At 70.8% G+C, this 25,522-nt stretch carries 23 protein-coding genes and 1 riboswitch; of the genes, 10 read left to right on the forward strand and 13 right to left on the reverse strand.

Annotated features, from left to right (window positions below; translation table 11 throughout):
- Positions 1-113: 113 nt before the first annotated feature.
- The 6 genes from BLU27_RS24005 to BLU27_RS24030 all read right to left on the reverse strand — a co-directional run bounded on the left by BLU27_RS24005 (position 114) and on the right by BLU27_RS24030 (position 7,831).
- Positions 114-1,259: a glycosyltransferase family 4 protein gene (locus BLU27_RS24005; RefSeq protein WP_092655897.1), complete on the reverse strand. Its 1,146-nt coding sequence runs from the start codon at positions 1,257-1,259 to the stop codon at positions 114-116.
- Positions 1,260-1,353: 94 nt separating this feature from the next.
- Positions 1,354-2,625 carry a M48 family metallopeptidase gene (locus BLU27_RS24010; RefSeq protein WP_197681552.1) on the reverse strand — a complete coding sequence of 424 codons (1,272 nt, stop codon included), beginning with the start codon at positions 2,623-2,625 and terminating at the stop codon, positions 1,354-1,356.
- A gap of 391 nt (positions 2,626-3,016) precedes the next feature.
- Positions 3,017-4,423, reverse strand: coding sequence for a hypothetical protein (locus BLU27_RS24015; RefSeq protein WP_092655898.1), 1,407 nt, complete (start codon positions 4,421-4,423; stop codon positions 3,017-3,019).
- A gap of 96 nt (positions 4,424-4,519) precedes the next feature.
- Positions 4,520-5,551 (reverse strand): C40 family peptidase, encoded by a 1,032-nt coding sequence (locus BLU27_RS24020; RefSeq protein ID WP_092655899.1) that lies wholly within the window; start codon positions 5,549-5,551, stop codon positions 4,520-4,522.
- A 10-nt stretch (positions 5,552-5,561) separates the two neighbouring features.
- Positions 5,562-5,721: riboswitch (cyclic di-AMP (ydaO/yuaA leader) on the reverse strand.
- Positions 5,722-5,931: 210 nt separating this feature from the next.
- A complete protein-coding gene (locus tag BLU27_RS30010; RefSeq protein ID WP_197681553.1) occupies positions 5,932-6,246 on the reverse strand; it encodes a hypothetical protein in 315 nt (104 codons plus the stop codon).
- 262 nt (positions 6,247-6,508) lie between these two features.
- Positions 6,509-7,831, reverse strand: coding sequence for an NYN domain-containing protein (locus tag BLU27_RS24030; protein WP_197681554.1), 1,323 nt, complete (start codon positions 7,829-7,831; stop codon positions 6,509-6,511).
- A gap of 87 nt (positions 7,832-7,918) precedes the next feature.
- On the opposite strand from BLU27_RS24030, the gene BLU27_RS24035 reads away from it, so the two are divergent.
- The 4 genes from BLU27_RS24035 to BLU27_RS24050 all read left to right on the forward strand — a co-directional run bounded on the left by BLU27_RS24035 (position 7,919) and on the right by BLU27_RS24050 (position 11,837).
- The gene (locus BLU27_RS24035; protein ID WP_092658184.1) at positions 7,919-8,659 is read left to right on the forward strand and encodes a phosphotransferase; all 741 of its coding nucleotides are present in this window, start codon (positions 7,919-7,921) and stop codon (positions 8,657-8,659) included.
- A gap of 113 nt (positions 8,660-8,772) precedes the next feature.
- Positions 8,773-9,534, forward strand: coding sequence for a class I SAM-dependent methyltransferase (locus BLU27_RS24040; RefSeq protein WP_197681555.1), 762 nt, complete (start codon positions 8,773-8,775; stop codon positions 9,532-9,534).
- A gap of 163 nt (positions 9,535-9,697) precedes the next feature.
- Positions 9,698-11,467: a DEDD exonuclease domain-containing protein gene (locus tag BLU27_RS24045; protein WP_092655901.1), complete on the forward strand. Its 1,770-nt coding sequence runs from the start codon at positions 9,698-9,700 to the stop codon at positions 11,465-11,467.
- 88 nt (positions 11,468-11,555) lie between these two features.
- The gene (locus tag BLU27_RS24050; RefSeq protein ID WP_092655902.1) at positions 11,556-11,837 is read left to right on the forward strand and encodes an Lrp/AsnC family transcriptional regulator; all 282 of its coding nucleotides are present in this window, start codon (positions 11,556-11,558) and stop codon (positions 11,835-11,837) included.
- 22 nt (positions 11,838-11,859) lie between these two features.
- Here the strand turns inward: BLU27_RS24050 and trpD are convergent, their stop codons facing one another.
- Together trpD and BLU27_RS24060 are read right to left on the reverse strand one after the other, a co-directional pair.
- Positions 11,860-12,900 (reverse strand): anthranilate phosphoribosyltransferase, encoded by a 1,041-nt coding sequence (gene trpD, locus BLU27_RS24055; protein ID WP_092655903.1) that lies wholly within the window; start codon positions 12,898-12,900, stop codon positions 11,860-11,862.
- Positions 12,901-12,910: 10 nt separating this feature from the next.
- A complete protein-coding gene (locus BLU27_RS24060; protein ID WP_092655904.1) occupies positions 12,911-13,366 on the reverse strand; it encodes a response regulator transcription factor in 456 nt (151 codons plus the stop codon).
- 152 nt (positions 13,367-13,518) lie between these two features.
- Here BLU27_RS24060 and ctaE point away from each other — a divergent pair, with 152 nt between their 5' ends.
- The 5 genes from ctaE (at position 13,519) to BLU27_RS30015 (ending at position 18,454) form a co-directional block, all read left to right on the forward strand.
- Positions 13,519-14,166 carry an aa3-type cytochrome oxidase subunit III gene (gene ctaE / locus BLU27_RS24065; protein ID WP_197681556.1) on the forward strand — a complete coding sequence of 216 codons (648 nt, stop codon included), beginning with the start codon at positions 13,519-13,521 and terminating at the stop codon, positions 14,164-14,166.
- Positions 14,167-14,245: 79 nt separating this feature from the next.
- Entirely contained in the window at positions 14,246-15,073 is an 828-nt protein-coding gene (gene qcrC, locus BLU27_RS24070) for a cytochrome bc1 complex diheme cytochrome c subunit (RefSeq protein WP_197681557.1), read from the forward strand.
- Positions 15,070-16,104: a cytochrome bc1 complex Rieske iron-sulfur subunit gene (gene qcrA / locus BLU27_RS24075; RefSeq protein ID WP_092655906.1), complete on the forward strand. Its 1,035-nt coding sequence runs from the start codon at positions 15,070-15,072 to the stop codon at positions 16,102-16,104. The genes qcrC and qcrA overlap by 4 nt, the downstream gene beginning before the upstream one ends.
- Positions 16,101-17,810 (forward strand): cytochrome bc1 complex cytochrome b subunit, encoded by a 1,710-nt coding sequence (qcrB, locus tag BLU27_RS24080; protein WP_092655907.1) that lies wholly within the window; start codon positions 16,101-16,103, stop codon positions 17,808-17,810. The genes qcrA and qcrB overlap by 4 nt, the downstream gene beginning before the upstream one ends.
- Positions 17,811-18,175: 365 nt before the next feature.
- On the forward strand, positions 18,176-18,454 hold the full coding sequence (locus BLU27_RS30015) for a hypothetical protein (protein WP_197681558.1): 279 nt from the start codon (positions 18,176-18,178) through the stop codon (positions 18,452-18,454).
- 404 nt (positions 18,455-18,858) lie between these two features.
- Here the strand turns inward: BLU27_RS30015 and BLU27_RS24090 are convergent, their stop codons facing one another.
- The 5 genes from BLU27_RS24090 to BLU27_RS24110 form a co-directional block, all read right to left on the reverse strand.
- Positions 18,859-20,058 carry a L,D-transpeptidase gene (locus BLU27_RS24090; RefSeq protein ID WP_092655908.1) on the reverse strand — a complete coding sequence of 400 codons (1,200 nt, stop codon included), beginning with the start codon at positions 20,056-20,058 and terminating at the stop codon, positions 18,859-18,861.
- 241 nt (positions 20,059-20,299) lie between these two features.
- Positions 20,300-20,695, reverse strand: coding sequence for a cytochrome c oxidase subunit 4 (locus BLU27_RS24095; protein WP_092655909.1), 396 nt, complete (start codon positions 20,693-20,695; stop codon positions 20,300-20,302).
- Positions 20,692-22,470 carry an aa3-type cytochrome oxidase subunit I gene (ctaD, locus tag BLU27_RS24100; protein ID WP_092655910.1) on the reverse strand — a complete coding sequence of 593 codons (1,779 nt, stop codon included), beginning with the start codon at positions 22,468-22,470 and terminating at the stop codon, positions 20,692-20,694. Before ctaD ends, BLU27_RS24095 begins: the two co-directional genes overlap by 4 nt.
- Positions 22,467-23,339, reverse strand: coding sequence for an aa3-type cytochrome oxidase subunit II (ctaC, locus tag BLU27_RS24105; protein ID WP_092655911.1), 873 nt, complete (start codon positions 23,337-23,339; stop codon positions 22,467-22,469). Before ctaC ends, ctaD begins: the two co-directional genes overlap by 4 nt.
- A gap of 193 nt (positions 23,340-23,532) precedes the next feature.
- Positions 23,533-24,534 carry a carbohydrate kinase family protein gene (locus BLU27_RS24110; protein WP_092655912.1) on the reverse strand — a complete coding sequence of 334 codons (1,002 nt, stop codon included), beginning with the start codon at positions 24,532-24,534 and terminating at the stop codon, positions 23,533-23,535.
- A gap of 323 nt (positions 24,535-24,857) precedes the next feature.
- Here BLU27_RS24110 and BLU27_RS24115 point away from each other — a divergent pair, with 323 nt between their 5' ends.
- Positions 24,858-25,481, forward strand: a complete 624-nt coding sequence (locus tag BLU27_RS24115) for a hypothetical protein (protein WP_092655913.1) — start codon at positions 24,858-24,860, stop codon at positions 25,479-25,481.
- Positions 25,482-25,522: the final 41 nt, after the last annotated feature.

Below are 25,522 nucleotides of genomic sequence, written 5' to 3' on the forward strand. Positions count from 1 at the left end.
GAGCCGCACCGACGGCCAGCAGGCACGCCAGAACTCCGCAGCTGTCAGCCGCCGCGCCAGGCGTGCCGGCTCGGCCACGACGAACGTGTCGTCGGCAAGGTCGACCAGGGACATCAGGCACCTGCGCCGGGGTAACCCAGCAGACCGCGCAGCCGCGCCACCGACGCGTCCCACGTCCAGCACTCCCGCACCCACGCACGACCCCGCTCACCCATCGCGCGCGCGGCGACCGGGTCGCCGAGCAGCGTGACGACCTTCGCCGCCACCGCCACCGGGTTGTACGGATCCACGACGTAACCGGTCTCCCCGTGGCGTACGGCGTCCGGAGCACCGCCGGAGTCGCCGACGACCACCGGCAGGCCGCTCGCCTGCGCCTCCAGGAACACGATCCCGAGCCCCTCCGGCTCCAGGCCGGCCAGGCGGGTGCGGCAGGGCATCGCGAACACGTCGCCGGCGTCGAAGTACGGCGGGATGTCGATCCACGGCACCGCACCCGCGAAGACGACGTTCTCGCGTACGCCGGCCTCCTCGGCCAGCCGCTCCAGGTCGCCGCGGTAGGGACCGTCGCCGACGACCAGCAGCGTCGCCCCCGGCACCTCGCGCAGCACGTGTGGCCAGGCCGTGATCAACGTGTCCTGGCCCTTGCGCTCGGTGAGTCGCGCCACACACACCACGACCGGCCGGTCGGCGGGAAGGCCCAGCCGCTTGCGGACCACCTCCCCGCCGGTGCCCGGCCGGAACGTCTCCGTGTCCACCCCCGGAGTGAGTCGGGTCATCCGGGCCGCGTCCTCGGGGGCGAGCCCGCGCGCCAGCACCGAGCGGGTGTACTCCCCCAGGTAGGTGAGGGAGTCGGTGGAACGCCCGATCCGGCGGAACAGCCCGCGCGGCCCCGGCACCCTCGCCCACCACGTCTCGTGGCCGTGGGTCAGCCCCACGATCCGCTTCGCCCCGGCCCGGCGCAGCGTCGGCGCGAGCAGGCCGAGCGGCGCGGCGGCGCCGAACAGCACCCGGTCGCAGCCTTCCGAACGCAGCACCCGGGTCGTACGCCGGGCAAGTCCCGGTGTCGGCAGCAGCGTCGAGGTGCGGTCGCGGATCACCGGGAACGGCAGAGTCGCGTCGTACTCCCTGCCACCGGCCATCGACGCGGTGTAGACCACCACCTCCGACGGCGGCATCCGCTGGCACAGGGCGAGCACGAACGCCTCGATACCTCCCTGCCGGGTCGGGAAGTCGTTCGTCACCACCAGAGTGCGGGCCACGGGGACCGACCCTATCCGGCACCCGGGCGGCGGCCGGTACTCACTCGGCGCTCACCCGCTGGTCTCTCGGTTGGCCGTCGGTCGTCATCGATGGTCACTCGGTGGTGGCCATCGCGGGCACGGCCGGCAGGCCGTGGCGCCGGGACCAGGACCGGATCAGCGCGATCCGCTCCGGCGCGGTGGGGTGGGTGGCGTAGAACACGTACAGCACCGGCGCGGGAGTCAGGTCACTGCGGTTGGACACCGCGAGCCAGCGCTGCACCTCCGCGTACCCTCGCGGGTCCCGGGTCAGGTCGAGCGCGTGCACGTCCGCGCTGGCCTCTATCCGCCGGGAGATCGCGTTCTGCAGCGGCAGACTGGCCTGTATGCCGATCGCGGTGAGGGCGATGACGAGCGCCACCACCCTCGGGTCTGCGGCCGACCCGACCCCGGCCCGTCGGCGCAGCCGGGCCGAGTCCAGCAACAGCGCGAGTGCGACCATCCCGCACGCCACCCCGACCGCGCCCACCACGGTTCCGCGCAGTACGTCGTTGTGCTTGGCGTGCCCGAGTTCGTGCGCGACGATCAGCCGCACCTGGTCCGGCGTGGCGTCCGCCAGCAGCGTGTCGTACACCACGATCCGGCGGGTGGAGCCGAACCCCGAGACGTAGGCGTTGAGCCGGGTGGTGCGCCGGGACTCGTCGGCGACCAGGACGTCGTCCACGGGTACGTGGTCACGGGCGGCCAGGTCCAGCAGCGACGAGCGAAGCTGCCCGGGCGGCATGGGGGTGAAGTGGTTGTAGAGGGGTTCGACCAGGACGGGATAGACGAACGATCCCATCACCACCATCCCCGCACCGATCGCCGAGCCCAGCGCCCACCACCAGCGGGGAAACCTCCGGACCAGGGCCAGCATGCCGACCAGCAGCGCGGCGGTGACCGCGAACGTCAGCCCGGAGGCGATCGCGGTGTCCCCCGCCCAGCCGGCGAAGCTCTGCGTGGACACCCCGCTGTCCCGGCGAACGATCTCCAACCACAGGTCGAACGGCAGCACCAGGACCCGTATCGCCAGTGTCACCGCGAACGTCCCCAGGAGCGCCCGGAGCCACCACCGTCGTACGCGGGGCAGCAGGGCGCCGGCGAGCCGGGCGCCGGTCCGGGTCAGGCCGAGCCATGCCGAGACCACCAGCCCGGCCGCTCCGGTGAGGTACGCGGGTGCGCGCACCAGCTGCTGGAACGCCACGCTGCTGGCGATCTCGGCCTTGTCGAAGTCCTCGGTCAGCGGCGCGGTCGACGTCGGCAGCAGGGCACTCGTACGAGCCCACGGGCTCCACGGAGTGGTGATCAGGACCAGCAGGACGAGTCCGGCCAGCAGTGCCACCAGCACGGCCGTCGCCGACCGTCTGTCAATCCCGGGTTGACATCCTGGCCGGTCTTCGGGCCGACACTCCGGTCGACGTTTCGGTCGGCGCCCCGGTGGGCGTTCCGGGTGAAAACCGTCCGCCTGGTGACGCGCGGCACGTCGGCCGCGCCCGATCTCTCGTGGGTGTACGGAATCCGGCCTGGGCACGGAATCCCGTAGCCGCACGCTCCCCCGTCGACGCACGTTCCCCCCAACGCACGCTTCGAGCCCGGCCGGCTACGGCCCTACGGCCCGCGGTCTCGCCACAATCCTCACCCCGTTGCCGTCGGTCCGCCGGTCAATCGGCCAGTCGGAAACCGCTCGGTCGCCAAACCAGTCCGTCTGTACGCCAGTCCGTCGTTCGTCGGTCGGTCGGTCAGTCGTCGCTGCGTTCGCGCACGTAGGCGCGCCAGCCCTGCACGAATCGCTCGGAGGAGGTGCCGAGGACGCGCCGATAGACGCGTTCCTGGTCGACCTTGGTCCTGGCGCCGTCCATCGCGACGTAGAACCGCAGCAGCTTTGCCCGGTCCCAGCGTTGCGCGATGTAGCGGCACGCCGTCCACGCCGACTCGTACGCCTCGTCGAGTGCCCTGGCCCGTGGGTCGAACTCCGTGCCCCCAGGCAGCGCGTCCGGAGGCCCCCGGCGGCGCACGTCGCTCAGGAACTCGTGAGCGATCACCTCAGCCGGCAGCCCGGAGCGGTGGAAGCCCACGTAGTCGGCGAAGCCTTCCGAGAGCCACACCGGCATGCCGCTCACGGTGGCGTGTGCCGCGACGTGAGTCGCCTCATGGGTCAGAACCACGAGCCGGCCGAGGCTGCCGATCCGGTCGAACGTGTGCGGGTTGACCACAATGTGCGAGGCGAGGGCCGGATCGGGCCGCCCGACGGAGGTCGTCACGGCCGCCACCGCGGTCTGGGTGTGTGAGCCGACCCCGATCAGTCGTTCCATCTGCGCCTGGCTGGGCGGCACCAGGACGACGATGTACTGGTCCCAACTGCTCCCCCACACCTCCGACACCCGCCGTACGGCAAGATCGGCGGTTCGGGCGAAGCGGCGAAGCTGGTCCAGGTGGCCTGAGCCCGCCACCATGCTGTGCTCACCGTGGACGACCTCGATCCGTTCGGTCATCCACAGTGGCAGGGACGAATCGGTTCCCTGTCCTTCCCGGTCGCCGGCGACGTAGCCGACCCCGTCCCGGTCGACGAACGCCATCCGCAGCGTGGTCCTCCATGGCTGGGTGTCGCCGCTCGCGAGGCGGAAGGACAGTTCGACCGAGGCGACCCAGGCGGAGGGACCAAGCGCGGCCCGCCGGGCAGGAGTGAGCCCCCGCGAGTCGACGACCGGTGTGCCGAACCGCACCTGGCGCACCCGCATCCGCTGCAGGTTGTCGAAGAGGTCGGCGGCTGTGGCGGCGTAGGAACCGGCCCGTGGATCGACCGTGGCGAGGTACGCGCGCCGGTCGTTCGCCCGGATCGCGGCGCTTTGGCGGGCGAGCAGTTCCCCGGCCACCGCGACACGCTGGGCAGTGAGGTGCCCACCCCGGGCGGCGACCGTGGGCCGGACCTCCGGGATGGAGCCGCCGGCCGGGTACGGGGCGCCGACGGAGTTCATCAGTGCGCCGGCCGCGGACGGAACGGCCGATCCGGTGGCCACTGCCACAGCGGACGCGAACGCTCCGGACACCAGCAGAACGCCGGCGACGAGAACGGCGAGGGCCTGCCCGACGAACCGTCGGCGCCGAGCGGCCCGACGGCGTACCCGCTGCGGAGAGTCGCCGATCACACCCGCATCGTACGGAAAATGGTCGCCGCCTATCCTGCTGAACGAGGAGAGGCGGCGAGTGAACAGCTTTGGGCCGGCAGGAAACAGTGTGGGAGCTTATCCGGGCCGCACGGCGCCGGCGTACGGCATGTAGCGCATCGGGAGGTATTCGACGCCCTTGCCGGGGCGGGGAGCGTGGATGACCATGCCGTTTCCGGCGTACAGGCCCACGTGGTGCCGGTCGGAGTAGAAGAGCACCAGGTCACCGGGCTGCAGCTGCGAACGGGACACCTTGGCCGACATGGCGTACTGCGACCTGGAGGAGTGCGGAAGGGACACCCCCGCCTGCCGCCAGGCCATCATCGTCAGACCGGAACAGTCCCAACTGCTCGGGCCCGCGGCGCCGAAGACGTAGGGCTCTCCCAACTGGGCACGGGCGAATGCGAGGGCGGTGGCGCCCCGGCCGCTGCCGGACGGAAGCGGAACGCGCTCCTGGCTGCGGGAGGACCGCTGTGCGGCCTGCTCGCGGGCCTGGTCGGCAGCCTGCACCCGGCGCCGCTCGGCGGCGGTGAGCCGGTCGAGGACGGCCTTGGCCTTGGCGACGTTGGCGTCGGCCTGCTTTTTGCGGGCCTTCGCGGCGTCGCGGGCCTCGCGAAGGCGGGTCAGCTCCGCCTGACGGGCCGCCTTCTGCTCCGACAGGCGCTTCTGCTCCGACTGCAGCTGCTTGAGGAGATCGTCCTGCTGGCCCGCGAACGCCTGCGCGGTGCTCATCTGGGCGATGTATTCCTTCGGATCCTGGGCGACCAGGAGCTGCACCGTGCTGTCGACGGCACCCGCACGGTATTCGGTGGCGGCGAACTGGCCGATCTGGCCACGCAGCGAGTCCAGGCGCTTCTGCTGCCGGGCCACGTCCACGTCGAGCTTGCCGACGCGGCGGTCGATTACCTTCGTCTGGTCGTTCAGCTCGTTGGCCTGCTCGGCGGCCTTCTCCGCCTGCGCGTAGAGGTCGTCGACCTGCTTGCGAACCTGGCCGATGTCGCGGCGGGGCTCGGCGTAACTGGCCCCGGGGACCGCGGCGATGAGCGCGACAGTGGCGGTGCCGACGGCGAGCAGCGCGCGCCCGGATGGGCAGGTGCGGCGGTTGGACATCGGGCGGTGAGCCCCTTCTCCTAGACGCCTACCGGGTCAGCTGACGGGTTCGGGCCGGGAAGCCGCCCTACGGTGGTCCAGCCGGTCCAACGTGACCGCCAGGGCCGCCGATTCACCCCGGGAAACCTGGGTCCCCGGCTCTCCTCCGGTTTGGCCGGCGGAGACTAAGCGGGTGCCCGCGTCGGCCGGGTGGCCGACTTACGCAGAACGGACACTTCGGGCGGCACTGTAGTGATCGCGCCCGAGGCTTTCAAATCCGACAGGCCCGTTGCGGAGGAGTCCACGGAAATCAGGGCACCGCGTTACCGGTCACGCCGACACGCGACAGCCGCCGATCCTGGCGATTTCCACACTCTTCGCTCCCGGCCACGTCCGGACCGTCACCGCGCGGCCTTCATCCCGTCCCGGTGTGGTGCCTCCGGCTCCGCCAGCCACGGCGGGTGCTCCGGTGACCAGAGGCCGGATTCGGCCAGCACCCGGAGGGCCTTCCGGTCCGCCTCGTCGAGCTCGAACCCCACCTCGCCGAACTCCGGCGGGGCGACTCCCGACGCCTCCAGCCACGCAGCGTCGACCGCGACCGGCTCCACCTGCGCCGGCGCCGGCCCGACGGGCTCGACGCCCACGGGCTCGATCGACGCGGGTGGCGCACCGAGAACGACCGCGACCACGCAGTCCTCGCAGTGTCGCTTCCGCACTGCGCAGCGATCGCACTGGATCCGCATGCTGCCCTCCGTCCGTCTCCCCGGCGTCCGTGCGCCCGGCACCTGGTGGCGCCTGTCTCGCGTCCGGACTCGCCGTTGCCGGAAACGTTAGACACGACCACCGACAGTGCCCTCGGACCAGCACGTGACCGGCGTCCGGACCGGCGTCCGGACCTGCGTCCGGACCGGCGTCCGGACCTGCGTCCGGACCAGACCCGAACCAGACCCGAACCAGGTCCCCTGGGCGGTACCACGGTCAGCGCGCGAGCAGGCGCACCAACGCGTCGGAGGCGACCGGACGCGCGCCGGAGCGGCGTACCCCGTCCACGATCTCCCGATCGCTCGACACGACCACGACAGGACGCCCCTCGGGCTCGGCCGCCACCAGCTGGCGGATCACGTCGTCGGCGCTGATCCCGGCCGGGCTGAACCGGACCCGCACGCCTCTCGGCGTGTTCAGCGGCGGCGGCACGGCGAGCTTCGCCCCGTCGAAGACGCAGGTCACCTCGGCGCCGGTGCGGGCCGCCACGCCGCCGAGCGCGGTCACCAACCGGGTCCGCTGGGTCTCCAGCGGAAGAGTCGGCCAGGCCGTCTTGGTCACGTTGTAACCGTCCACGACCAGATGGACCTGGGGCACGGTGAGCAAGGTCTCGAGCGGTACGACGCCCTCCGGACCGGACGGGAGGCCGCCGACCGCCGCCTCCCTGGCCGGCACCGAGTCGGCCGGACGCGACTGCGTGGGCGGCAGTGCGAGCTCGCGGCGCAAACCCTGTGCGGCGTCGACCAGCGTGTCCAGCAGCAACCGCAGCCGGACGCTGGCCAGGTCCCGGCCCTCCCGTGCGGACCGGCGGCTGAGCTCGATCGCGGCCTCCGCGTCCGCGATGCGGGTCCGCAGGCGGCGCAGCTCGGCGTCCGCCCGGGCGGTGTCGGCCGCCGCCTCCTCCCGGGCGCGGGCGGCCAGCTCAGCCTGCCGGGCCGCCTCTTCCTCGGCAGCCCGCGCGCGCTCGCGCGCCTGGCGCAGCGTGCGCCGCAGGGTGGCGTTCTCCTCCTTCAGCGCGGCGAGCTCGTGCCGGCGCCGGTCGCGTTCCTGGCGTACTCCGGCACGCGCCTCCGCCACCTGCTCCCGCAACCGGGTCAGCGACTCCGATTCCCGCTCCCCGGCCAGCGAGGCGGTCTCGCGCTCGAGCTGGTCGAGCACCTCACCGACCACGTCCTCCCAGCCCACCGGCCGCAGGACGTACGCCGTGGCTGCCACGTCCATCGGATCGACCGCGGACGGCCGGCGCCCCTCGGCCACCGCGGCGGCGAGGTCGGGCACCAGGGTCCGGATGCGATCGGCCACCCGGGCACGGAACTCGGCGTCGGCGTCGACCGCGGCCGCGATGGGGACGGCCGCCAGCCGGGCGCGGCGGCCCGGAGCGAAGCGAGCGAACGGCCGGAGAGCGGAGGGCACCTCGTCGGCGGTCAGCTCACCGAGGGTGTCGGAGGCCATCCCGACGACCCGCTGGCGGACCGGCTCGGGCAGCGGTCGGCCCAGGTCGTCGGGCCGGTCCGGCGAGGCCGCTGCTCCGTTGCTCACGGCTGCGAGCGTATCGGCGCGCCCGCCTACTCGGGCCCGAGTCCCGGCTCGGCCGGCGGCCGGAGCAGGTCGGGCAGAATGCCCGGCATGCGACAGCTGCCGCACGGTTACACCAACCGCACCGTCGGCGACGGTTCGGTGGTGGTGAAGGAGTACGCCGGGCCGGACGCCCGGGACCGGCAGCGCCGCGAGCACCTTGTACTCGACCGGCTGGCCGGCGCGGTTCCGCTGCCGCAGTTGGTCGCCGCAGGCGGTCTCCGGCTGACGACCGGCTTCGTCGGCGGGGCGCACGGCCAGGATCTCCTCGCGCCGGAGGAGTCACCGGCCCGGGCCGCCGCCGTGCTCGCCGCCTGCGGGCGCACCCTGCGCGAGATCCACACGCTCGACCCGGCACGACTGTCCGACCTCCCGCCCCTGCCGGACACAGCGGTGACCGTTCCGCAGGCGCCCGGCGGGACAGGCGGGACGGCCGGCGGCCACACCGTCCCGGTACACGGCGACTACGGGCCGAACAACCTGCTCCTCGACCCCGCCGACCACACCGTCACCGCGGTCTTCGACTGGGAGTTCGCCCATCTCGGTTCCGCGGTCGAGGACCTGGCCTGGTGCGAGTGGATCGTCCGAACCCACCATCCCGACCGCACACCGCTGCTGGGCGAGTTCTTCGGGGCGTACGGCGGCCCGGCCCCCGGCTGGCCGACCCGGCGGGCGGTGATGGTCGCGCGGTGTCGCGCCCTGGAGGCGTTCTGCACCCGGTGGGAACCCGGCGGCGAGGGCGCTCGGCAGTGGGCCCGGCGCGCGGCCGCGACCGCGGCCTGGCGGGAGTGAGACCGGAACCGACCGGGACCGAGGTGGGGAGGAAGCCAGGAGCGGGCGACGAGCAGGCGCCCACGGCGAGGTGGCGCGGTGCGCCGGGCCGAAGCGTGGTTAACTTCGCCAGCGTGACGACGAAGGACCGCGAGAACCTGCTCTACCAGCTGCGGTACGCCATGCGAAACCCGGCGAAAGTACCCCCTTACGCCCGGCGGCTCGCCCGGGACACGGTGCTGCGCCTGCGCAACCGCGACCACGTGGACTACTACCGGGCGGTGATGAAGTCCGACGCGTCCCGCAGTGCCGAGGCCGCGGTGGGCAGCAAGTCGCACGCGCGGTGGCTGGCGCTGGGCCGGATGCAGTTCGACTACCTCGTCGAGCACGGCCTGCAGCCGAGCGACCGGATGCTGGAGATCGGCTGCGGAAACCTGCGCGCCGGCCGGCTGTTCATCGACTATCTCGACTCCGGCAACTACTACGGGATCGACATCTCCCCCGACATCCTGATCGCCGCCCAGCGAACGCTGGTCGAGGACGGCCTGCAGGCCAAGCTCCCGCACCTCACGCCGGTGCGCGACCTGAAGTTCGAGTTCCTGCCGGACGCCTACTTCAACGTCGTGCACGCACACAGCGTCTTCTCCCACTCCCCGCTTCCGGTGATCGAGGAGTGTTTCGCCCACGTGGGCCGCGTTCTGGCACCGCGCGGGTTCTTCGACTTCACCTTCGACCGCACCGAGGGGCGGGAGCACCAGGTGCTGCGCGAGGACTTCTACTACCGCACCGAGACGCTGCTGAAGCTGGCCCAGCGGCACGGCCTGCGCGGGCGGTTCATGGCCGACTGGGAGAAGCGGCCGCACGGCCAGTCAAAGATCCGGCTCGGTCACGCCTGACCTTCCGTGCCGGCGAACCTCGAGGCCGGCACGGAACCCCCGCCCACCCCCGGTGGCCCCGCACCGCGGCCCAGCCCGCACCGCCCGGTTCCCCTCGGCGATGAGCGGACCGGGCGCGCTTCGTTTCGTCCGGTTGTCGGTGGCCGCCCGTAGCGTCTGGCCCATGACCGTCGCGGAACCTTCCCTGCCCGTCCAGGCGAGCTTCGACGAGCTCGGCACCCCGTTGCGGGAGGTGACCTTCTGTGTGGTCGACCTGGAGACCACCGGGGGTTCGCCGCAGCAGGCGGGGATCACCGAGATCGGCGCGGTGAAGGTCCGGGCGGGCGAGGTGCTCGGGGAGTTCCAGACGCTCGTCAACCCGGGTGCGGCCATCCCGCCGTTCATCGCCGTTCTCACCGGCATCACCGACTCGATGGTGGCCTCCGCCCCGACGCTCGGCGCCGCGCTGCCGGCGTTCCTGGAGTTCGCGCACGGCTGTGTGCTGGTAGCCCACAACGCACCGTTCGACGTGGGGTTCCTGCGGGCCGCCGCGCAGGAGCACGGCCGGCCCTGGCCGTCGTTCGAGGTCCTGGACACCGCGCGCCTGGCGCGGCGGGTGCTCACCCGCGACGACGCGCCCAACTGCAAGCTCGCCACCCTGGCCCGCTTCTTCCGCTCCGGCACCGTTCCCCAGCACCGCGCGCTCGGCGACGCCCGGGCGACGGTCGACGTGCTGCACGGGCTGTTCGAACGCCTCGGCCCGCTGGGCGTGCACTCGCTGGAGGAGCTGGCCGCCTTCAGCTCGCGGGTCTCCCCCGCCCAGCGCCGCAAGCGCCACCTCGCCGACCAGTTGCCCCACGCGCCGGGGGTCTACGTCTTCACCGACGACCGCGGCCGGGTGCTCTACGTCGGCAAGTCCAAGGACCTCCGCACCCGGGTGCGCACCTACTTCACCGCCTCGGAGACCCGCTCGCGGATGGGCGAGATGGTGACCCTCGCCGCGAAGGTGACCGGTATCGAGTGCGCCACCCCGTTGGAGGCGGAGGTACGCGAGCTGCGTCTGATCGCCGCGCACAAGCCGAGGTACAACCGGCGTTCGCGGTTTCCCGAGCGCGCGACCTGGCTCAAGGTCACCGTGGAGCCGTTCCCGCGGCTGTCACTGGTCCGTGAGGTGAAGGCCGACGCGGCGACCTACCTCGGCCCGTTCGGCTCGCGGCGGGTGGCCGAGCGGGCCGTCGCCGCGATCCACGAGGCGTTTCCCATCCGGCAGTGCACCCAGCGGCTCTCCCGCAGCCCGCGCTCGGGCTCGGCCTGCGTGCTGGCGGAGATGGACCGGTGCGTGGCGCCGTGCGTCGGTGCGGTCGACGTACAGACGTACGCCACGCATGTCGACGCCATCCGGCATGCCGTCGCCGCCGACCCCACCCCGGTGATCGAGGCGGCCACCCGCCGGATCGGCCGGCTGGTGGTGGAGTCGAGGTTCGAGGAGGCGAGTGTCCATCGCGACCGGATGGCCGCATTCGTACGCGCCGCGGCGCGCTTCCAGCGGATGAGCGCGCTGGCTCGCTGTCCGGAGCTGGTCGCCGCGAAGCGCACCGAGGAGGGTGGCTGGGAGGCGCACGTCGTGCGGTACGGCCGACTGGCCGCTGCCGGCGTCGTTCCCCGCGGCGCGCCCGCGCGCGCCGGGGTGGACGAGATCGTCGCCACCGCTGAGACGGTCGAGCCACCACCTCCGCCGACGCCGGCCGCGACCGCCGAGGAGACCGAGCGGATCCTCGCCTGGCTTGAGCAGCCGGGCGTACGCCTGGTCGAGCTCGCCGGCGAGTGGAGCTGCCCGGTCGGCGGCGCACAGGCCCACACCGAGTGGCTGGACACCGCGTACGCCGCCCGCGACGACGTCGTACCCTGCCAGGACCGCAGGCGCCTGCGGCCGACCCACCGGCCGGCCCGATGAGGCGCCCGACCCCGCCCGACCCTTGTTCGCCGGCCGGCGCAGGACAACCGCCGCCTGCCGGCAGACCCAGGCGCCCCGAGGAGGCACCTTGATCACCGCCATCGTGTTCGTCCAGGCAGATGTCGCGCGCATCCCGGAGGTGGCCCAGGAGATCGCCGAACTCGACGGCGTGAGCGAGGTCTACTCCGTCACCGGTGACATCGACCTGATCGCGCTGGTCCGCGTGCGCGAGCACGACCAGGTGGCCGACGTCGTGGCCGACCGGCTCAACAAGGTGCCGGGCGTGCTGTCCACCGAGACCCACATCGCGTTCCGCGCCTACTCCCAGCACGATCTGGAGGCGGCCTTCAGCCTGGGAATTCCGGAGTAGGACGGGCCTCCCGGGACGTGTCCTAGCCGCGGGCCGCGGCCACCCAGCGCTTGAGTGTCGCTTCGGCCCGTCCCCCGTCCACCGAGTCCACGGCGCGCGCGTAGCCCGCGCGGATCCGGTCCAGCAGCGGCGCGGAGGACGGCTCATGCACGGCGAGCGCGGCGGCGGCGTTCAGCAGTACCGCGTCCCGCACCGGCCCGCGCTCGCCCGCGAGCACCCGCCGGCAGACGTCCGTGTTGAACGTCACGTCGCCACCGCGCAGCGCGTCCGCAGGGGCCGGGGCGATCCCGAGGTCGGCCGGGTCCAGCTTCTCCTCGCCCACCTCGCCGTCCCGCACGACCCACACCGACGACGTGGTGGTGGTGGTGAGCTCGTCCAGCCCGTCGTCGCCACGGAAGACGAAGGCGTCCACGCCGCGTGCTGCGAACACACCGGCGACGATCCGCGCCATCCGCCGGTCGGCCACACCCACCGCCTGGGCCTGCGGCCGGGCGGGGTTGGACAGCGGCCCGAGGATGTTGAACGTCGTGGGCACGCCGAGCTCGCGCCGGGTCTGCGCGGCGTGGCGCATCGCGGCGTGGAAGTGCGGGGCGAAGCAGAACGTGATGCCCACTTCGCCGGCGATCTCCGCCACCCGGGCGGGCGGGAGGTCCAGCGGGACGCCGAGGGACTCCAGCAGGTCGGCCGCACCGCACAGGGACGACGCGCTGCGGCTGCCGTGTTTGGCCACCCGGGCACCCGCGCCGGCGGCGACGAGGGCGGCCATCGTGGAGATGTTGACCGTGTGCGCACCGTCGCCGCCGGTGCCCACCACGTCGACCGCGCGCCCGGGCACCTCGATCGTGCGGGCGTGGGCGTACATCGCGCGGACCATGCCGTCGACCTCGTCGACGGTCTCCCCCTTGAGGCGCAGGGCCACGGCGAATCCCGCCACCTGCACCGGGGTGATCTGCCCGTCGAGGATCTCGCCCATCGCCCAGGACGCCTGCTCGGAAGTGAGGTCCTCCCCGCGCAGAAGCAGGCCGAGGAGCCGTGGCCAGGTCAGGGCCGGCTGCTGCGCCATGACGGCCGGCTCATCGCCCGGAGGTGGCGGCCAGGCGCTGCCGCGCGAGGGCTACCGTCGCCCGGCACAGTGCCACCGGGTCGATGGGGTACGGCACCGCCGCCTCGGCTCGCGACCAGGTGGCCAGCCAGGCGTCCTGGACCCGGCCGGTGAGCACCAGGATCGGCGGGCAGTTGAAGATCTCGTCCTTCAGCTGGCGGGCGATGCCCATGCCGCCGGCCGGGACCGCCTCCCCGTCGAGGATCACCACGTCGATGCCGCCGGCGTCGAGTTCCTTCAGGACGGCGTACTGCGTCGCGCACTCGACGAACTCCACCGGAGGGAGATCGCGTTCGGGCCGCTTCCCGATGCCGAACTTCACCTTGTCGCGGGTCGTCCGGTCGTCGGAGTAGACGAGAATCCGGAGGGAACCCGGGGGCGAGCCGGCTGTCGAACCGGACTGGGACGCGGTGGCTTCAGCGCTCATCGGGGTGTCCTCGGCGAGAGTTCGTCACTGGCGGGCGGCGTCGGTCACGACGCCTGTGGGCGTACGGCGGTGATGTTACCCGGCTCGCCGTCGCCTGCCCGACCCGCGGGCGCCCGGGGGTCGCCCGAAGGCGGCGGGGATCGACCGACATAATGGCGCACGTGGCGACAGCAACCGTAGAACCCACCGCGCGCTTCCACGGCCACCCGAACCGCCCCTCGATGGTCAGTGTGGGGACGATCGTGTGGCTCGCGAGCGAGCTGATGTTCTTCGCCGCGCTCTTCGCGGCTTATTTCACGATTCGGGCGGTTTCCCCGGACCTGTGGGCACAGGAGACGGCGAAGCTCAACGTCCCCTTCGCGTTCGTCAACACGACGGTGCTGGTGCTGTCGTCGGTGACGTGCCAGATGGGCGTCTTCGCCGCCGAGCGCGGTCAGGTGGGACGCGCCGGCGGCATCCTGAACCCCGCGAAGTGGGGCCTGCGGGAGTGGTTCGTCCTCACCTATCTCATGGGTGCGTTCTTCATCGGCGGCCAGACCTACGAGTACGCCGAGCTGATCCACGAGGGCGTCTCGATCTCCTCCACAGCGTACGGCTCGGTGTTCTACCTCACCACCGGCTTCCACGGCCTGCACGTGACCGGCGGCCTGATCGCCTTCCTGCTGGTCCTCGGTCGCACGTTCATGACGAAGCGGTTCACACACGAGCAGGCGGTGAGCGCCATCGTGGTGTCGTACTACTGGCACTTCGTCGACGTCGTGTGGATCGGACTGTTCGCGACCATCTATCTCATCAAGTAGGACGGAGCTGGAAGACGTGCCTTTCGGCGTCCGGGGTCGCCCCCGGTTCCACACGGTCGGGTTCCGGGCTCGTCCCCGGTTGAGCACCATCCTGAGCGCGCGACGTCGCAACCGGTTCGCCGGGCTGGTCGTCGTGGCCCTGGCGTTGACGGTCTTCGGCGGCGTCTACGCCGTCGCCTCCCCGTCGTCGAAGGCGTCCGCCGACGCTGCCCAGTCGACGCAGGTCGAGCAGGGCCGCAAGCTGTTCGCGGTGAGCTGCTCCTCCTGCCACGGCTTGAACGCGCAGGGAACCAACGCGGGTCCGCCGCTGATCGGCGTCGGCGCCGCGGCGGTCGACTTCCAGGTCGGCACCGGGCGGATGCCGGCCCAGCAGCCGGGCGCCCAGATCCCGAAGAAGCCGGTCGCCTTCAACGACCAGGAGATCGCCGCGCTCGCGGCCTACGTCGCCTCGCTCGGGCCCGGCCCGTCGGTGCCCTCCAAGCAGGAACTCGACACGTCCGACCTCAGCGACGCCGAGATCGCCCAGGGCGGTGAGCTCTTCCGCACCAACTGCGCCTCCTGCCACAACGTGGCCGGCAAGGGCGGTGCGCTCACGTGGGGCAAGTACGCCCCCAACATCGACAACACCACGGACCGGCACATCTACGAGGCCATGCTGACCGGTCCGCAGAACATGCCCGTGTTCTCCGACCAGGTGATCACCCCGAAGAACAAGCGGCAGATCATCGCCTACCTCGACGAACTGAAGCAGCAGCCGAGCCGCGGCGGGTTCGGCCTCGGCGGCCTGGGCCCGGTGAGCGAGGGCGTCGCCGCCTGGCTGGCGGGGCTCGGCGCCTGCATCGTTCTCGCGGTGTGGATCGCGGCCAAGACCGCACGGACCAACGGAAAGGGAGCACAGGGCAAATGAGCGACGAGACCTCTCGTGGCGAGGTTCCCGTCCCGGCCGGCCCGACCGGCACCGGGTACGAGGACCCGGTGCCCAACCCCGGTCTGCCGACGCACGGGCCGCGTCCCACCGACGTCGACGAGGCTGCCGCCAAGCGGGCGGAGCGCCAGGTCGCCACGATGTTCGGCCTGGCCACGCTGCTGACGCTCGGCTTCGTGGTCGCCTACTTCGCCATTCCCACCGACGCGACCTTCCTCGGCTTCGGTGCGTCCACCTTCGTCATGGGGATGACCCTCGGCCTCGCGCTGCTGTTGATCGGGATCGGTGCGGTCCAGTGGGCCCGCAAGCTGATGTCCGACAACGAGATGGTCGAGGAACGCCACCCGGCCAAGTCGACCGACCAGGAGCGGGCCGAGGCCATCGCGACCGTCCGGCAGGGCGGCGAGGAGAGCGGCATCGGCCGCCGCAAGCTGATCCGCAACTCCCTGATCGGCGCGCTGGCCGCGCTCGGGCTGCCCGTGATCGTGCTGTTGCGTGACCTCGGGCCGCTGCCCGGCAACGCGTCCGCCCACACGATCTGGCGCCGCGGCACCCGGATCGCCAACGACGTGACCTTCAAGCCGATCAAGGCGGAGGATCTCGAGCTCGGCCAGCTGGTCAACGCCGTACCGGCCACGCTGGAGAAGGTGCCCGAGGGCGCCGAACGCCAGGACGCCAGGGCGAAGTCCTCGGTGATCGTCGTCCGGATGAAGGAAAACGACATCCGGGCCCTGCCGAACCGCCGCAACTGGGGCGTTTCCGGCATCCTCTGCTACTCCAAGGTGTGCACCCACGTCGGCTGCCCCGTTAACCTGTGGGAACAGCAGACACACCAGGTCCTCTGCCCCTGCCACCAGTCGACGTTCAATCTCGCCGACAATGGAAGGGTCGTCTTCGGGCCGGCTGCGCGGTCGCTGCCACAGCTGCCGATCATGGTCGACTCCGAGGGATACCTGGTCGCCCAAAGCGACTTCACCGAGCCCGTCGGACCGAGTTACTGGGAGCGCGGATGAGCAGCGCGACACCACACCCCCTCGGCAAGCCCCTGGAGTTCCTGGACGATCGCATCGGCCTGGCCAAGCTCGTCAGGAAGAACATCCGCAAGGTCTTCCCCGACCACTGGTCGTTCCTGCTCGGTGAGATCGCGCTCTACAGCTTCATCATCCTGTTGCTGTCGGGCACCTTCCTGACGCTGTGGTTCAAGCCGAGCATGCAGGAGGTCGTGTACAGCGGTCCCTACGTGCCGTTGCGCGGCGTGCACATGTCCGAGGCGTTCGCCTCGACGCTGCACATCTCCTTCGACGTCCGCGGCGGGCTGCTGATGCGGCAGATCCACCACTGGTCGGCGATGCTCTTCATCGGCGCGATGACCCTGCACATGCTCCGGACGTTCTTCACCGGGGCGTTCCGCAAGCCGCGGGAGATCAACTGGCTGATCGGGACCATCCTGCTGCAGCTGGGCCTGGTCGAGGGCTTCACCGGCTACTCACTCCCCGACGACCTGCTCTCCGGCACCGGTCTGCGCTTCATCGAGGGTCTGCTGCGGGCGTTCCCGGTGGTCGGCACCTACCTGTCGTACTTCGTGTTCGGCGGGGCGTTCCCGGGCGACATCGTCATCCCACGCCTGTATCCGGTGCACATCCTGTTGCTCCCCGGAGTCATCCTGGCGCTGATCACGGCGCACCTGGCGCTGGTCGTCTACCACAAGCACACCCAGTTCCCGGGCCCCGGGCGGACCAACCAGAACGTCGTCGGCTACCCGCTGCTTCCGGTGTACATGGCCAAGGCCGGCGGCTTCTTCTTCATCGTCTTCGGCGTCACCGCGCTGATGGGTGTGCTGTTCCAGCTGAACCCCGTCTGGGTGTACGGGCCGTACAACCCGTCCCAGGTCGGTGCCGGCACCCAGCCCGACTGGTACATGGGCTGGGTCGAGGGCGGCCTGCGCATCATGCCGAACTGGGAAACCCACATAGCGGGCTTCACCATCAGCTGGAACATCTTCGTGCCAGGCTTCGGTCTGCTCGGGCTGCTGGCCGTCGTCCTCGCGCTCTACCCGTTCATCGAGTCCTGGGTGACCGGTGACCGGCGCGAGCACCACCTGCTGGACCGGCCCCGCAACCAGCCGGTGCGGACCGCGTTCGGTGTGGCCGGGATGACGTTCTACGGCCTGCTGTGGATCGGCGGCGGTAACGACATCATCGCCACCATCTTCCACCTGGCGATCAACGACATCACCTGGTTCCTCCGCTTCGCTGTGTTCATCGGCCCGGTGATCGCGTTCCTGATCACCAAACGGATCTGCATCGGCCTGCAGCGCCGGGACCGGGAGCGGCTGCTCCACGGCCGGGAGACGGGCATCGTCATGCGGGCTCCCAACGGAGAGGTCAGCGAGATCCACGCTCCCCTCGATCCGGAGGAGGCTTGGACGATCGCCAGCCACGACCGCCAGGAGCCGCTCGAGGTCGGTTCGGGCGTGGACGCCCACGGTGTGGCCGACCCCCACTTCCGGCGGCGGAAGCTGCGCGCGCGTGCGTCCCGCTTCTACTTCGGCGACCAGCTACAGGTGCCGACGAAGGCCGAGTTGGAAGCCGCCCACGGCAACGGCCACGGCCACGAGCTGGCCAACGGGAACGGCCACGCCCGCGAGCTGGCCAACGGCCACGGCGACGGTACGAAGCAGGTCGGCGCCGGCGGCGGGAGCTCCCGCTCCGAGCACTGAGGCGGACACCAAGCCCACGCGCACTGTGCCGCGGCTCACCTCCTGGTGGCCGCGGCACAGTGCTGTTCCGGCGCTGTCGCCAGCCCTGGGGGTTTCGCACGGCGCCGGTCAGGGACACCCGGCACGAACCTGCGGACGGCCGCCGTGGTAAGGCACAGCGCCCCGCCGGATGGCCGAGTTCCTCGGGACGGACGCGCGCCGCTACGACCAGGTCCGACCCGCCTGCCCGGACGCCCTGATTGCACGGGTGGTCGCAGGAGCCCTGGCCCGGACGGACTCGACGTCGGCCGCGGTACCAGCATCGCGACCCGTTGGTTCCAGGCCGCGAGGTGCAGCGTGCTCGGGCGTCGAACCCCGATGCGCGGATGGCCGAGTTCGCGCGAGCGCGCGGGCTGCGCGTCGAGGTCGCGACGTTCGAGACCTGGCAGCCGGCCGGCCGGGCGTTCGACACCGTCACCGCCGCCCAGGCCTGGCGCTGGGTGGACCAGGCGGCCGGCTCCGTGAAGGCCGCACAGGTGCTGCGGCCCTGGAGGGCGGCTGGCGATCTTCGGGCACTCGTCGAGGTCGCCGAGCCGTTCGCCGCCGCGTACCGGCTAGTGGCACCGGACTACCCCTCGAAGCCCAACCGGCGCGGCGGCCGCTGAGCGTCTGGGCCGGCTACGCGAAAGTTCGCCGACCAGCTCCGCGACACCGGGCTCTTCGACACCCCCGAGCAGTGGCGGTTCGACCAGGAGCGGGCCTACACCCGCGACCGGTGGCTGGCCCTGCTGCCCACCACCGGTGGCGTCACTCGGCTGCCGGCGGACCGGACGGCCGAGATCCTCCAGGCCGTCGGCGCCGCCGTCGACGCGCTGGGCGGGCGGTTCACGATGCTCCACACCACCTTGGCGACGACGGCGGTACGGGTCACCACCGGCGCCTGAGCACCAGAGCCACGAACACGCAACGGGCCCCCGTCCACGAGGACGTGGGGCCCGTTTCGTGTCCCCGGTGCGTCCCCACGTCCTGGTGGACGTGGGGCCCGCTCCGATTACTTCGGCCTTGTTCCCTACAGTGCGCTGCCGGCCTTCCAGTCCGTCCAGGAGACGTTCCAGTCGCCGTACCCGTTGCCGGTGGTCTGCATCGGCGAGCCGTCCTTGCTGGACACCTCCACCGGGTCACCGACGTGGGAGACGTGCCACAGCCAGTCGGAATCCTTCGTGTTCATACCCACGCAGCCGTGGCTGACGTTGGCACGGCCCTGGGAGCTGGTCGACCAGGTGGCGGTGTGCAGGAACTCGCCGCTCCAGGTCAACCGGAGCGCCCACCTTCCGGTCAACCGGTAGTGCTCCTTCTCGCCGATGGCCTCGTTCTTGAAGAGGACGTTCTCCCGCTTCTCCAGGATCACCTTCGTGCCGTTGCGGGTCCGCCACCCCTTCTTTCCACCGGTCACGTCGATGGTGCGGGCCAGCTTGCCGTCCACGTACACCTTCGCGGTGTGCGTGCGGTCGAGGTCGACCTTGGTGACCACCGAGTTGGTGATGCTGAACGTGCGGACCTTGTCCCTGATCCCCCACGCCCCGTTACCGGCGTCGAAGTCCTTGGTGTTCACCTTCAGCGTCACGTTCGTGTGCGCCGGCCAGTAGGTCTTCGGACGGTAGTGGACCTCGGAGTCGCTGAACCAGTGCCAGGCTCCCTCGACCGGCTTGGACGTCTCCAACACCAGCCGCTTCTGCGCTGCGGCGCGATCCTTGACCGGCTCGGTGAACTTCACGATGATCGGCATCCCCACGCCGACGTTGTAGCCGTTCAGCGGGGTGATGTCGGTGCCCAGCACCTTGGCCGGCGGCGCCGTGGTGAAGGTCTGGCTGAGATCGGTCGCCCGCCCGTCGGCGTTCTTCGCGCTCGCCGTCACCGTGTACGTCCTTGCGGGCAGGAGGGCGTCGGCCTTGGCGGTCCAGGCGGTCCGGGCGGCGTTCAGCGTGCCCTGAAGGTCGGCGACGCCCTCGCTGGTGACGGTGACCTTCTCCAGCTTGCCGCCGCTGACGGAGACCTTCACCGGGTCGGTGAGCGCCACCTTCGCCGACTTCTTCGCGGAAAGTGTGATCTTGGCCGGTGGAGTCGTCTTCTTGGGAGTCGCCGCCGAGCGGTTGCCCGGATTGGCGTTCGCCTCGATCGGGTCGCCCGTGGACTTCGACTGACACCCGACCACCAACACCATTGCCAGCAACGCTGCCAGCACCCCTGCTCTACGCACCACTGACCGCATGCGCCCCCGATTCCCCATGAATGCTCCCGTCCCGGCGGACCTACTCAGTCAGGTCGATCCCCCCTGCAGGGACCCCCGGTGCAAGACGTCCTGATCCCCCGGGAAGTTGCACCTGAGTAGGTGTGTCCCGTTAAAGAATACTGAACCGGATCAAGCGAACACAGAACGAGGGGGCAGACCCACGTGGACCTGCCCCCTCGACCGGGTTGATGCGTTCCGACCGGCCGTCAGCGGGTGGCGATCAGTGCGCGTGCTCCCCGCGGTAGTACTCGAAGACCATGCCGAGCACCGAGACCGCACCGACTCCGGCGCCGATGATGAAGAGCCACCAACCGAAGACGATGCCCAGGACGAGCACGGACAGGGACGCCGCGCAGGCCAGCGGCCACCAGCTGTGCGGGCTGAAGAAGCCGAGCTCGCCGGCTCCCTCCTCGATCTCGGCGTCCTTGCGGTCCTCCGGGCGCGGGCCCACCCGGCGGGCCGTGAGGAGCACGTAGAACGCCACCAGGGCGGCGAGCAGCGTGGTCATCACCAGCGCGCTGGTTCCGGTCGGGTCGTGGGACAGGAACCAGTAGACGGGCGAGACGACGAGAAAGAATCCGGTCAGGATCGCGAAGATGTATCCCTCGGCCTTCACGAGCGGTCCTTCCGGTTCTGCTGCGAGCTGGAGTGGAGTTGACTGTCGCGGCCGCTGTGCTCGGGCATGTCGGCGACACCGTGCGGGTCGTTCTGCGCGAGGTCGAGCAGCGCGATCTCCGGGTGGTGGACGTCGAACGCCGGGCTTTCGGAGCGGATCCGCGGGATCGAGGTGAAGTTGTGCCGCGGCGGCGGGGACGAGGTGGCCCATTCCAGCGACCGGCCCCAGCCCCACGGGTCGTCGACCCCGACCTTGGGGCCCTTCCAGGACACGATCACGTTGAGCAGGAACGGCAACGTGGACATTCCGAGCAGGAAAGCGCCGATGGTGGAGACGGTGTTCAGCGTCGCGAAGCCGTCCTGGACGGTGTAGTCGGCGTACCGGCGGGGCATGCCCTCCACGCCCAACCAGTGCTGGACCAGGAAGGTCAGGTGGAAGCCGAAGAACAGCGTCCAGAAGTGGATCTTCCCGAGGGTCTCGTTCAGCATCCGGCCGGTCATCTTCGGCCACCAGAAGTAGAAACCCGCGAACATCGCGAACACCACGGTGCCGAAGACGACGTAGTGGAAGTGGGCGACCACGAAGTAGGTGTCACTGACGTGGAAGTCCAGTGGTGGAGCGGCCAGGATCACGCCGGTGAGCCCGCCGAAGAGGAACGTCACCAGGAAGCCGATCGACCACAGCATCGGCGTCTCGAAACTGACCGAGCCGCGCCACATCGAGCCGATCCAGTTGAAGAACTTCATTCCGGTCGGCACGGCGATGAGGAACGTCATGAACGAGAAGAACGGCAGGTCCACCTGGCCCGTCACGAACATGTGGTGCGCCCACACAGCCACCGACAGGGCGGCGATACCCATCGTGGCCAGCACCATGCCGACGTAGCCGAACAGCGGCTTGCGGCTGAACACCGGGATGATCTCGGTGATGATCCCGAAGAACGGCAGCGCGATGATGTAGACCTCGGGGTGCCCGAAGAACCAGAACAGGTGTTGCCACAGCAACGGACCGGCACCGCCGTTGGCCGGATCGAACACGCGTGCACCGAAGTGCCGGTCGGCCTCCAGCATCAGCAGGGCGCCGGCGAGGATCGGGAACGCGATCAACGCGAGGACGCTGGTCACCAGGACGTTCCAGGTGAAGATCGGCATCCGGAACATCGTCATGCCCGGTGCCCGCATGCAGAAGATCGTGGTGACGAAGTTGACCGAGCCGAGGATGGTTCCCAGACCGGCGATGTAGAGCCCCATCACCCACAGGTCACCGCCGACGCCCGGGGTCCGCACCGCGTCGGAGAGCGGGGTGTACGCCGTCCAGCCGAAGTCAGGCGCGCCGGACGGGGTGAGGAACGATCCCAGCGTGATCAGGCCACCGAACAGGAACATCCAGTAGCTCAGCATGTTCATCCGCGGGAACGCGACGTCGGGCGAACCGATCTGCAACGGCATGATCACGTTGGCGAACCCGACGAACAGCGGCGTCGCGAACAGCAGCAGCATGATCGTGCCGTGCATGGTGAACAGCTGGTTGTAGAGCAGCTCGCCGTTGGTCTTGTCGAGGACCTGCATGCCGGGCCGGGCCAGCTCGGACCGCATGATCAGTGCCATCAGGCCGCCGACAAGGAAGAACGCGAACGACGTGACGAGGTAGAGGTGACCGATCACCTTGTGGTCGGTGGTGGTCATCCACGACACGATCTTCGCGCCCGTACTGCGGCGGCGTACCGGCTCGGTCGGGAATCCGGACGCCTGCCGGCGCTCACTGAGAATGGTCACTTGGTCCCTCCCTCGCCTTCCGTCTGCAGCCCCTGCTGGGTCCGTGAAGCCGCGCCGCCGGTGTTCAGGCCCGTCTGGCCCTTGGCCTTCAGCTGACGCAGGTGCGCGGCGTACTCCTCCTTGCTCACCACGTGCACGGTGAACAGCATCCGGGAGTGGTACACGCCGCAGAGTTCGGCGCACTTGCCGGCGAACTCACCCTCCTTGGTCGGGGTCAGCTCGAAGTAGTTGGTCTTGCCCGGGAAGACGTCCATCTTGAACAGGAACGCCGGGATGAAGAAGGAATGGACCACATCGGGCGAGTTGAGCTTGAAACCGACCTTCTGCCCCACGGGGAGGTAGAGCGTCGGAAGGTGCTCGGGGGTCCCGGTCTCCCACACCGTGCCGACGCCGGGTGCGTTCTCGTAGTTGAACGTCCAGCTCCACTGCTGGCCCACGACGTTGACGACGTTGGTGGGCGGATCGTTCTTGTCGACCTTGAGGATCGCGTTCTGGTCGCGCACGGTGAAGAAGAAGAGCACCGCGATGATCACGAACGGCACCGCGGAGTAGAGGATCTCGATCGGCAGGTGGTAGCGGACCTGCGCCGGAACGGAGTCGTCCCGGCGGCGGTAGGCGATCACCGCCCAGATGATCAGCCCCCAGACCAGGACGCCGACCGCGAGCGCGGCGATCCAGGCGCCCTGCCACAGGCTCAGAGTGTGGGTGGCCCGGTCACTCGCGGGCGGGGGCATGCCGCCCCGCTTCCAGGTGTCCAGCTGCTCGGTGGAGCAGCCACTCGCCACGAGCAGGGCGATGCCTACGAGCGACGCCACGGACGCCCTGCGCAGAATCGGGCGCGGAGCGCGTTCGCCAGCGTTCGACCTCACGGGATGCCTTTCTCCCTCAGACCCTCCGCACCGGCGACTACACAGACCCACCGGGTGCACAGCGGCGCAACCTCGTATCAGCGACAGAAACCCTACTCGCAGGACTTGTCCGCACGGCCCGCACCCTCCCGGCGGGCGGAAGCCCCCCTCAGGGCGCACGGCGACGGACCGTCCCGGCGCACACATGGTCGGCTCAGGAACGCGTGATCTTCTCCTGGACGCGGGTGAGCATGGGCTCGACGTCGGCCGCGGCGTCGTCGCCGTACGCCTCGGCCAGCCGGCCGAGGAAGGTCTCCCGGGTGAGGGCGTACTCCTGCGGGCCGACGGTCTCGATCACGTGCGCGGCGAGCAGGCAGCCGACCTGCGCGGCCCGCTCGAGGTCGAGCCCCCAGCCGACCGAGGCCAGGAAACCGGCACGGAAGCCGTCGCCCACGCCGGTGGGGTCGACCAGGCCGCGTACGGGTGCGACGCCCACGTGGATCGGCGCCTCGCCCTTGCGGTGGATGCGGACACCCTCCGAGCCGAGCGTGGTGACGACCACGCCGACCCGGGTCAGGATCTCCTCGGTGTTCCAGCCGGTCTTCTGCTCGGTCAGCGCGGATTCGTACTCGTTGGAGAGGAAGTAGGTGGCGCCGTCGATCAGCTCGCGGATCAGCTCCCCGTCGGACCAGGCGAGCTGCTGGGAGGGGTCGGCGGCGAACGCGTAGCCGCGGTCCCGGCACTCGTCGGTGTGCCTGCGCATCGCCTCGGGGTCGTTGGCGCCGATCACCACGAGGTCGAGCCCGCCGACGCGTTCGGCCACGGGGGCGAGCTCGATCTTCCGGGCCTCGCTCATCGCGCCGGGGTAGAAGGTGGCGATCTGGGCGTGGGCGGAGTCGGTCGTGCACACGAACCTCGCCGTGTGGTGTTCGTCACTTGTGTGCACCGAGCCACAGTCGACGCCGTGCCGCTCCAACCACGAACGGTAGTCGGCGAAGTCGTGGCCGACCGCGCCGACGAGGACTGGGTCCAGGCCGAGGCAGGCCATGCCGAACGCGATGTTGGCGGCGACGCCACCCCGGCGTACCTCGAGGTCGTCGGCGAGGAACGACACCGAGATCTTGTCCAGCTGGTCGACCACGAGGGAGTCGCGGAACTTGCCGCCGAACGTCATGAGGTGGTCGGTGGCGATCGACCCGGTAACCGCGATTGGCACGAAGAAGTCCCCTTCGGAATGGTCGGACGGCGAACCGGCAGCTCACCATACCGAGCGCGGACCGGTCGGCGCCGTGCTCGGCTCGGCGAGTCCGGGCCGGCCGGGCGTCTCCCCGCAGCCCTCCCAGGCCGCCGGGTGTGGCGCGGGCGCCCGTGGCAAAACCCGCGGCCGGAACCGGCGGCGGTGGGACGGCGTCCATGTGGGCGGGCAGGTGTTCGCTCCGGTCGCGGCCAGGAGAGCCCCGGGCCGTGGTTGCCCGGCGCCCACCGGTCCTCGCCGGTACGCCGGCAAAGCCAGGCACCTCGACGTCCCCGGGGGAACACATGAGGTCACCGTCCGCGGGTCCCGTCCGTCCCAACCGTCCCAACCGTCCCGTTCGCACCGCCGCGGTCCTGGCCGCACTGGCCGTGCTGACCCTGTCCACCTCGTGCGGAGCCGGTACGACCGTCGAGGCCGGTGACCGGCCGGACTCGCCCACGGCCACGAAGTCAGCCGCCCCAACGCCGTCGGCCACCGAGTCCGCTCGGCCCACCCCGTCGGCGACCTCCTCTCCCGGCTCGACCAGGCGACCCGGCGGCGAGGGCGGCAAGGGCGGCAAGGGCGGCAAGGGCGGCGACCGGCCCGGCATGCCGCCGGCCACCCCGCCGGGAGAGAACTGGCAGCCGCTGATCCGGGTGGACGCCGTCGACGGCACACCCGCCGTCCGGACGCTGAAGGTGCACTACGCCCTGCCGACGCCGTGCTCGCCCGGCCTGCGACGCGCCGAGGTGACCGAGCGCCCCGACGCCGTGGTGATCAAGCTGCACCGCGACCCGCCCGGCAGGAGCGACGTGATCTGCGCCCAGGTGATCAAGGAGCAGTCCGTAGAGGTTCACCTGGACACGCCGGTCGGTGCTCGGCCGCTGGTCGACGGATCCTCCGGCCGGGTGGTCAAGCTGCGCGGCTGACGCCTGTCCGCCGAATCGCCGCCGGCTCGGGACCCGCGGCG

It is taken from the genome of Actinopolymorpha singaporensis (assembly GCF_900104745.1).
In the GTDB taxonomy this organism is placed as follows: domain Bacteria; phylum Actinomycetota; class Actinomycetes; order Propionibacteriales; family Actinopolymorphaceae; genus Actinopolymorpha; species Actinopolymorpha singaporensis.

Coding starts and splice junctions, on each gene's coding strand:
- BLU27_RS24045 (WP_092655901.1), top strand. CDS start 9,698: ATGACCGTCGCGGAACCTTCCCTGCCCGTCCAGGCGAGCTTCGACGAG.
- BLU27_RS24060 (WP_092655904.1), bottom strand. CDS start 13,366: ATGAGCGCTGAAGCCACCGCGTCCCAGTCCGGTTCGACAGCCGGCTCG.
- BLU27_RS24035 (WP_092658184.1), top strand. CDS start 7,919: ATGCGACAGCTGCCGCACGGTTACACCAACCGCACCGTCGGCGACGGT.
- BLU27_RS30015 (WP_197681558.1), top strand. CDS start 18,176: ATGGCCGAGTTCGCGCGAGCGCGCGGGCTGCGCGTCGAGGTCGCGACG.
- BLU27_RS24090 (WP_092655908.1), bottom strand. CDS start 20,058: ATGCGGTCAGTGGTGCGTAGAGCAGGGGTGCTGGCAGCGTTGCTGGCA.
- BLU27_RS24020 (WP_092655899.1), bottom strand. CDS start 5,551: ATGTCCAACCGCCGCACCTGCCCATCCGGGCGCGCGCTGCTCGCCGTC.
- qcrA (WP_092655906.1), top strand. CDS start 15,070: ATGAGCGACGAGACCTCTCGTGGCGAGGTTCCCGTCCCGGCCGGCCCG.
- qcrB (WP_092655907.1), top strand. CDS start 16,101: ATGAGCAGCGCGACACCACACCCCCTCGGCAAGCCCCTGGAGTTCCTG.
- ctaE (WP_197681556.1), top strand. CDS start 13,519: ATGGCGCACGTGGCGACAGCAACCGTAGAACCCACCGCGCGCTTCCAC.
- BLU27_RS24115 (WP_092655913.1), top strand. CDS start 24,858: ATGAGGTCACCGTCCGCGGGTCCCGTCCGTCCCAACCGTCCCAACCGT.
- trpD (WP_092655903.1), bottom strand. CDS start 12,900: ATGGCGCAGCAGCCGGCCCTGACCTGGCCACGGCTCCTCGGCCTGCTT.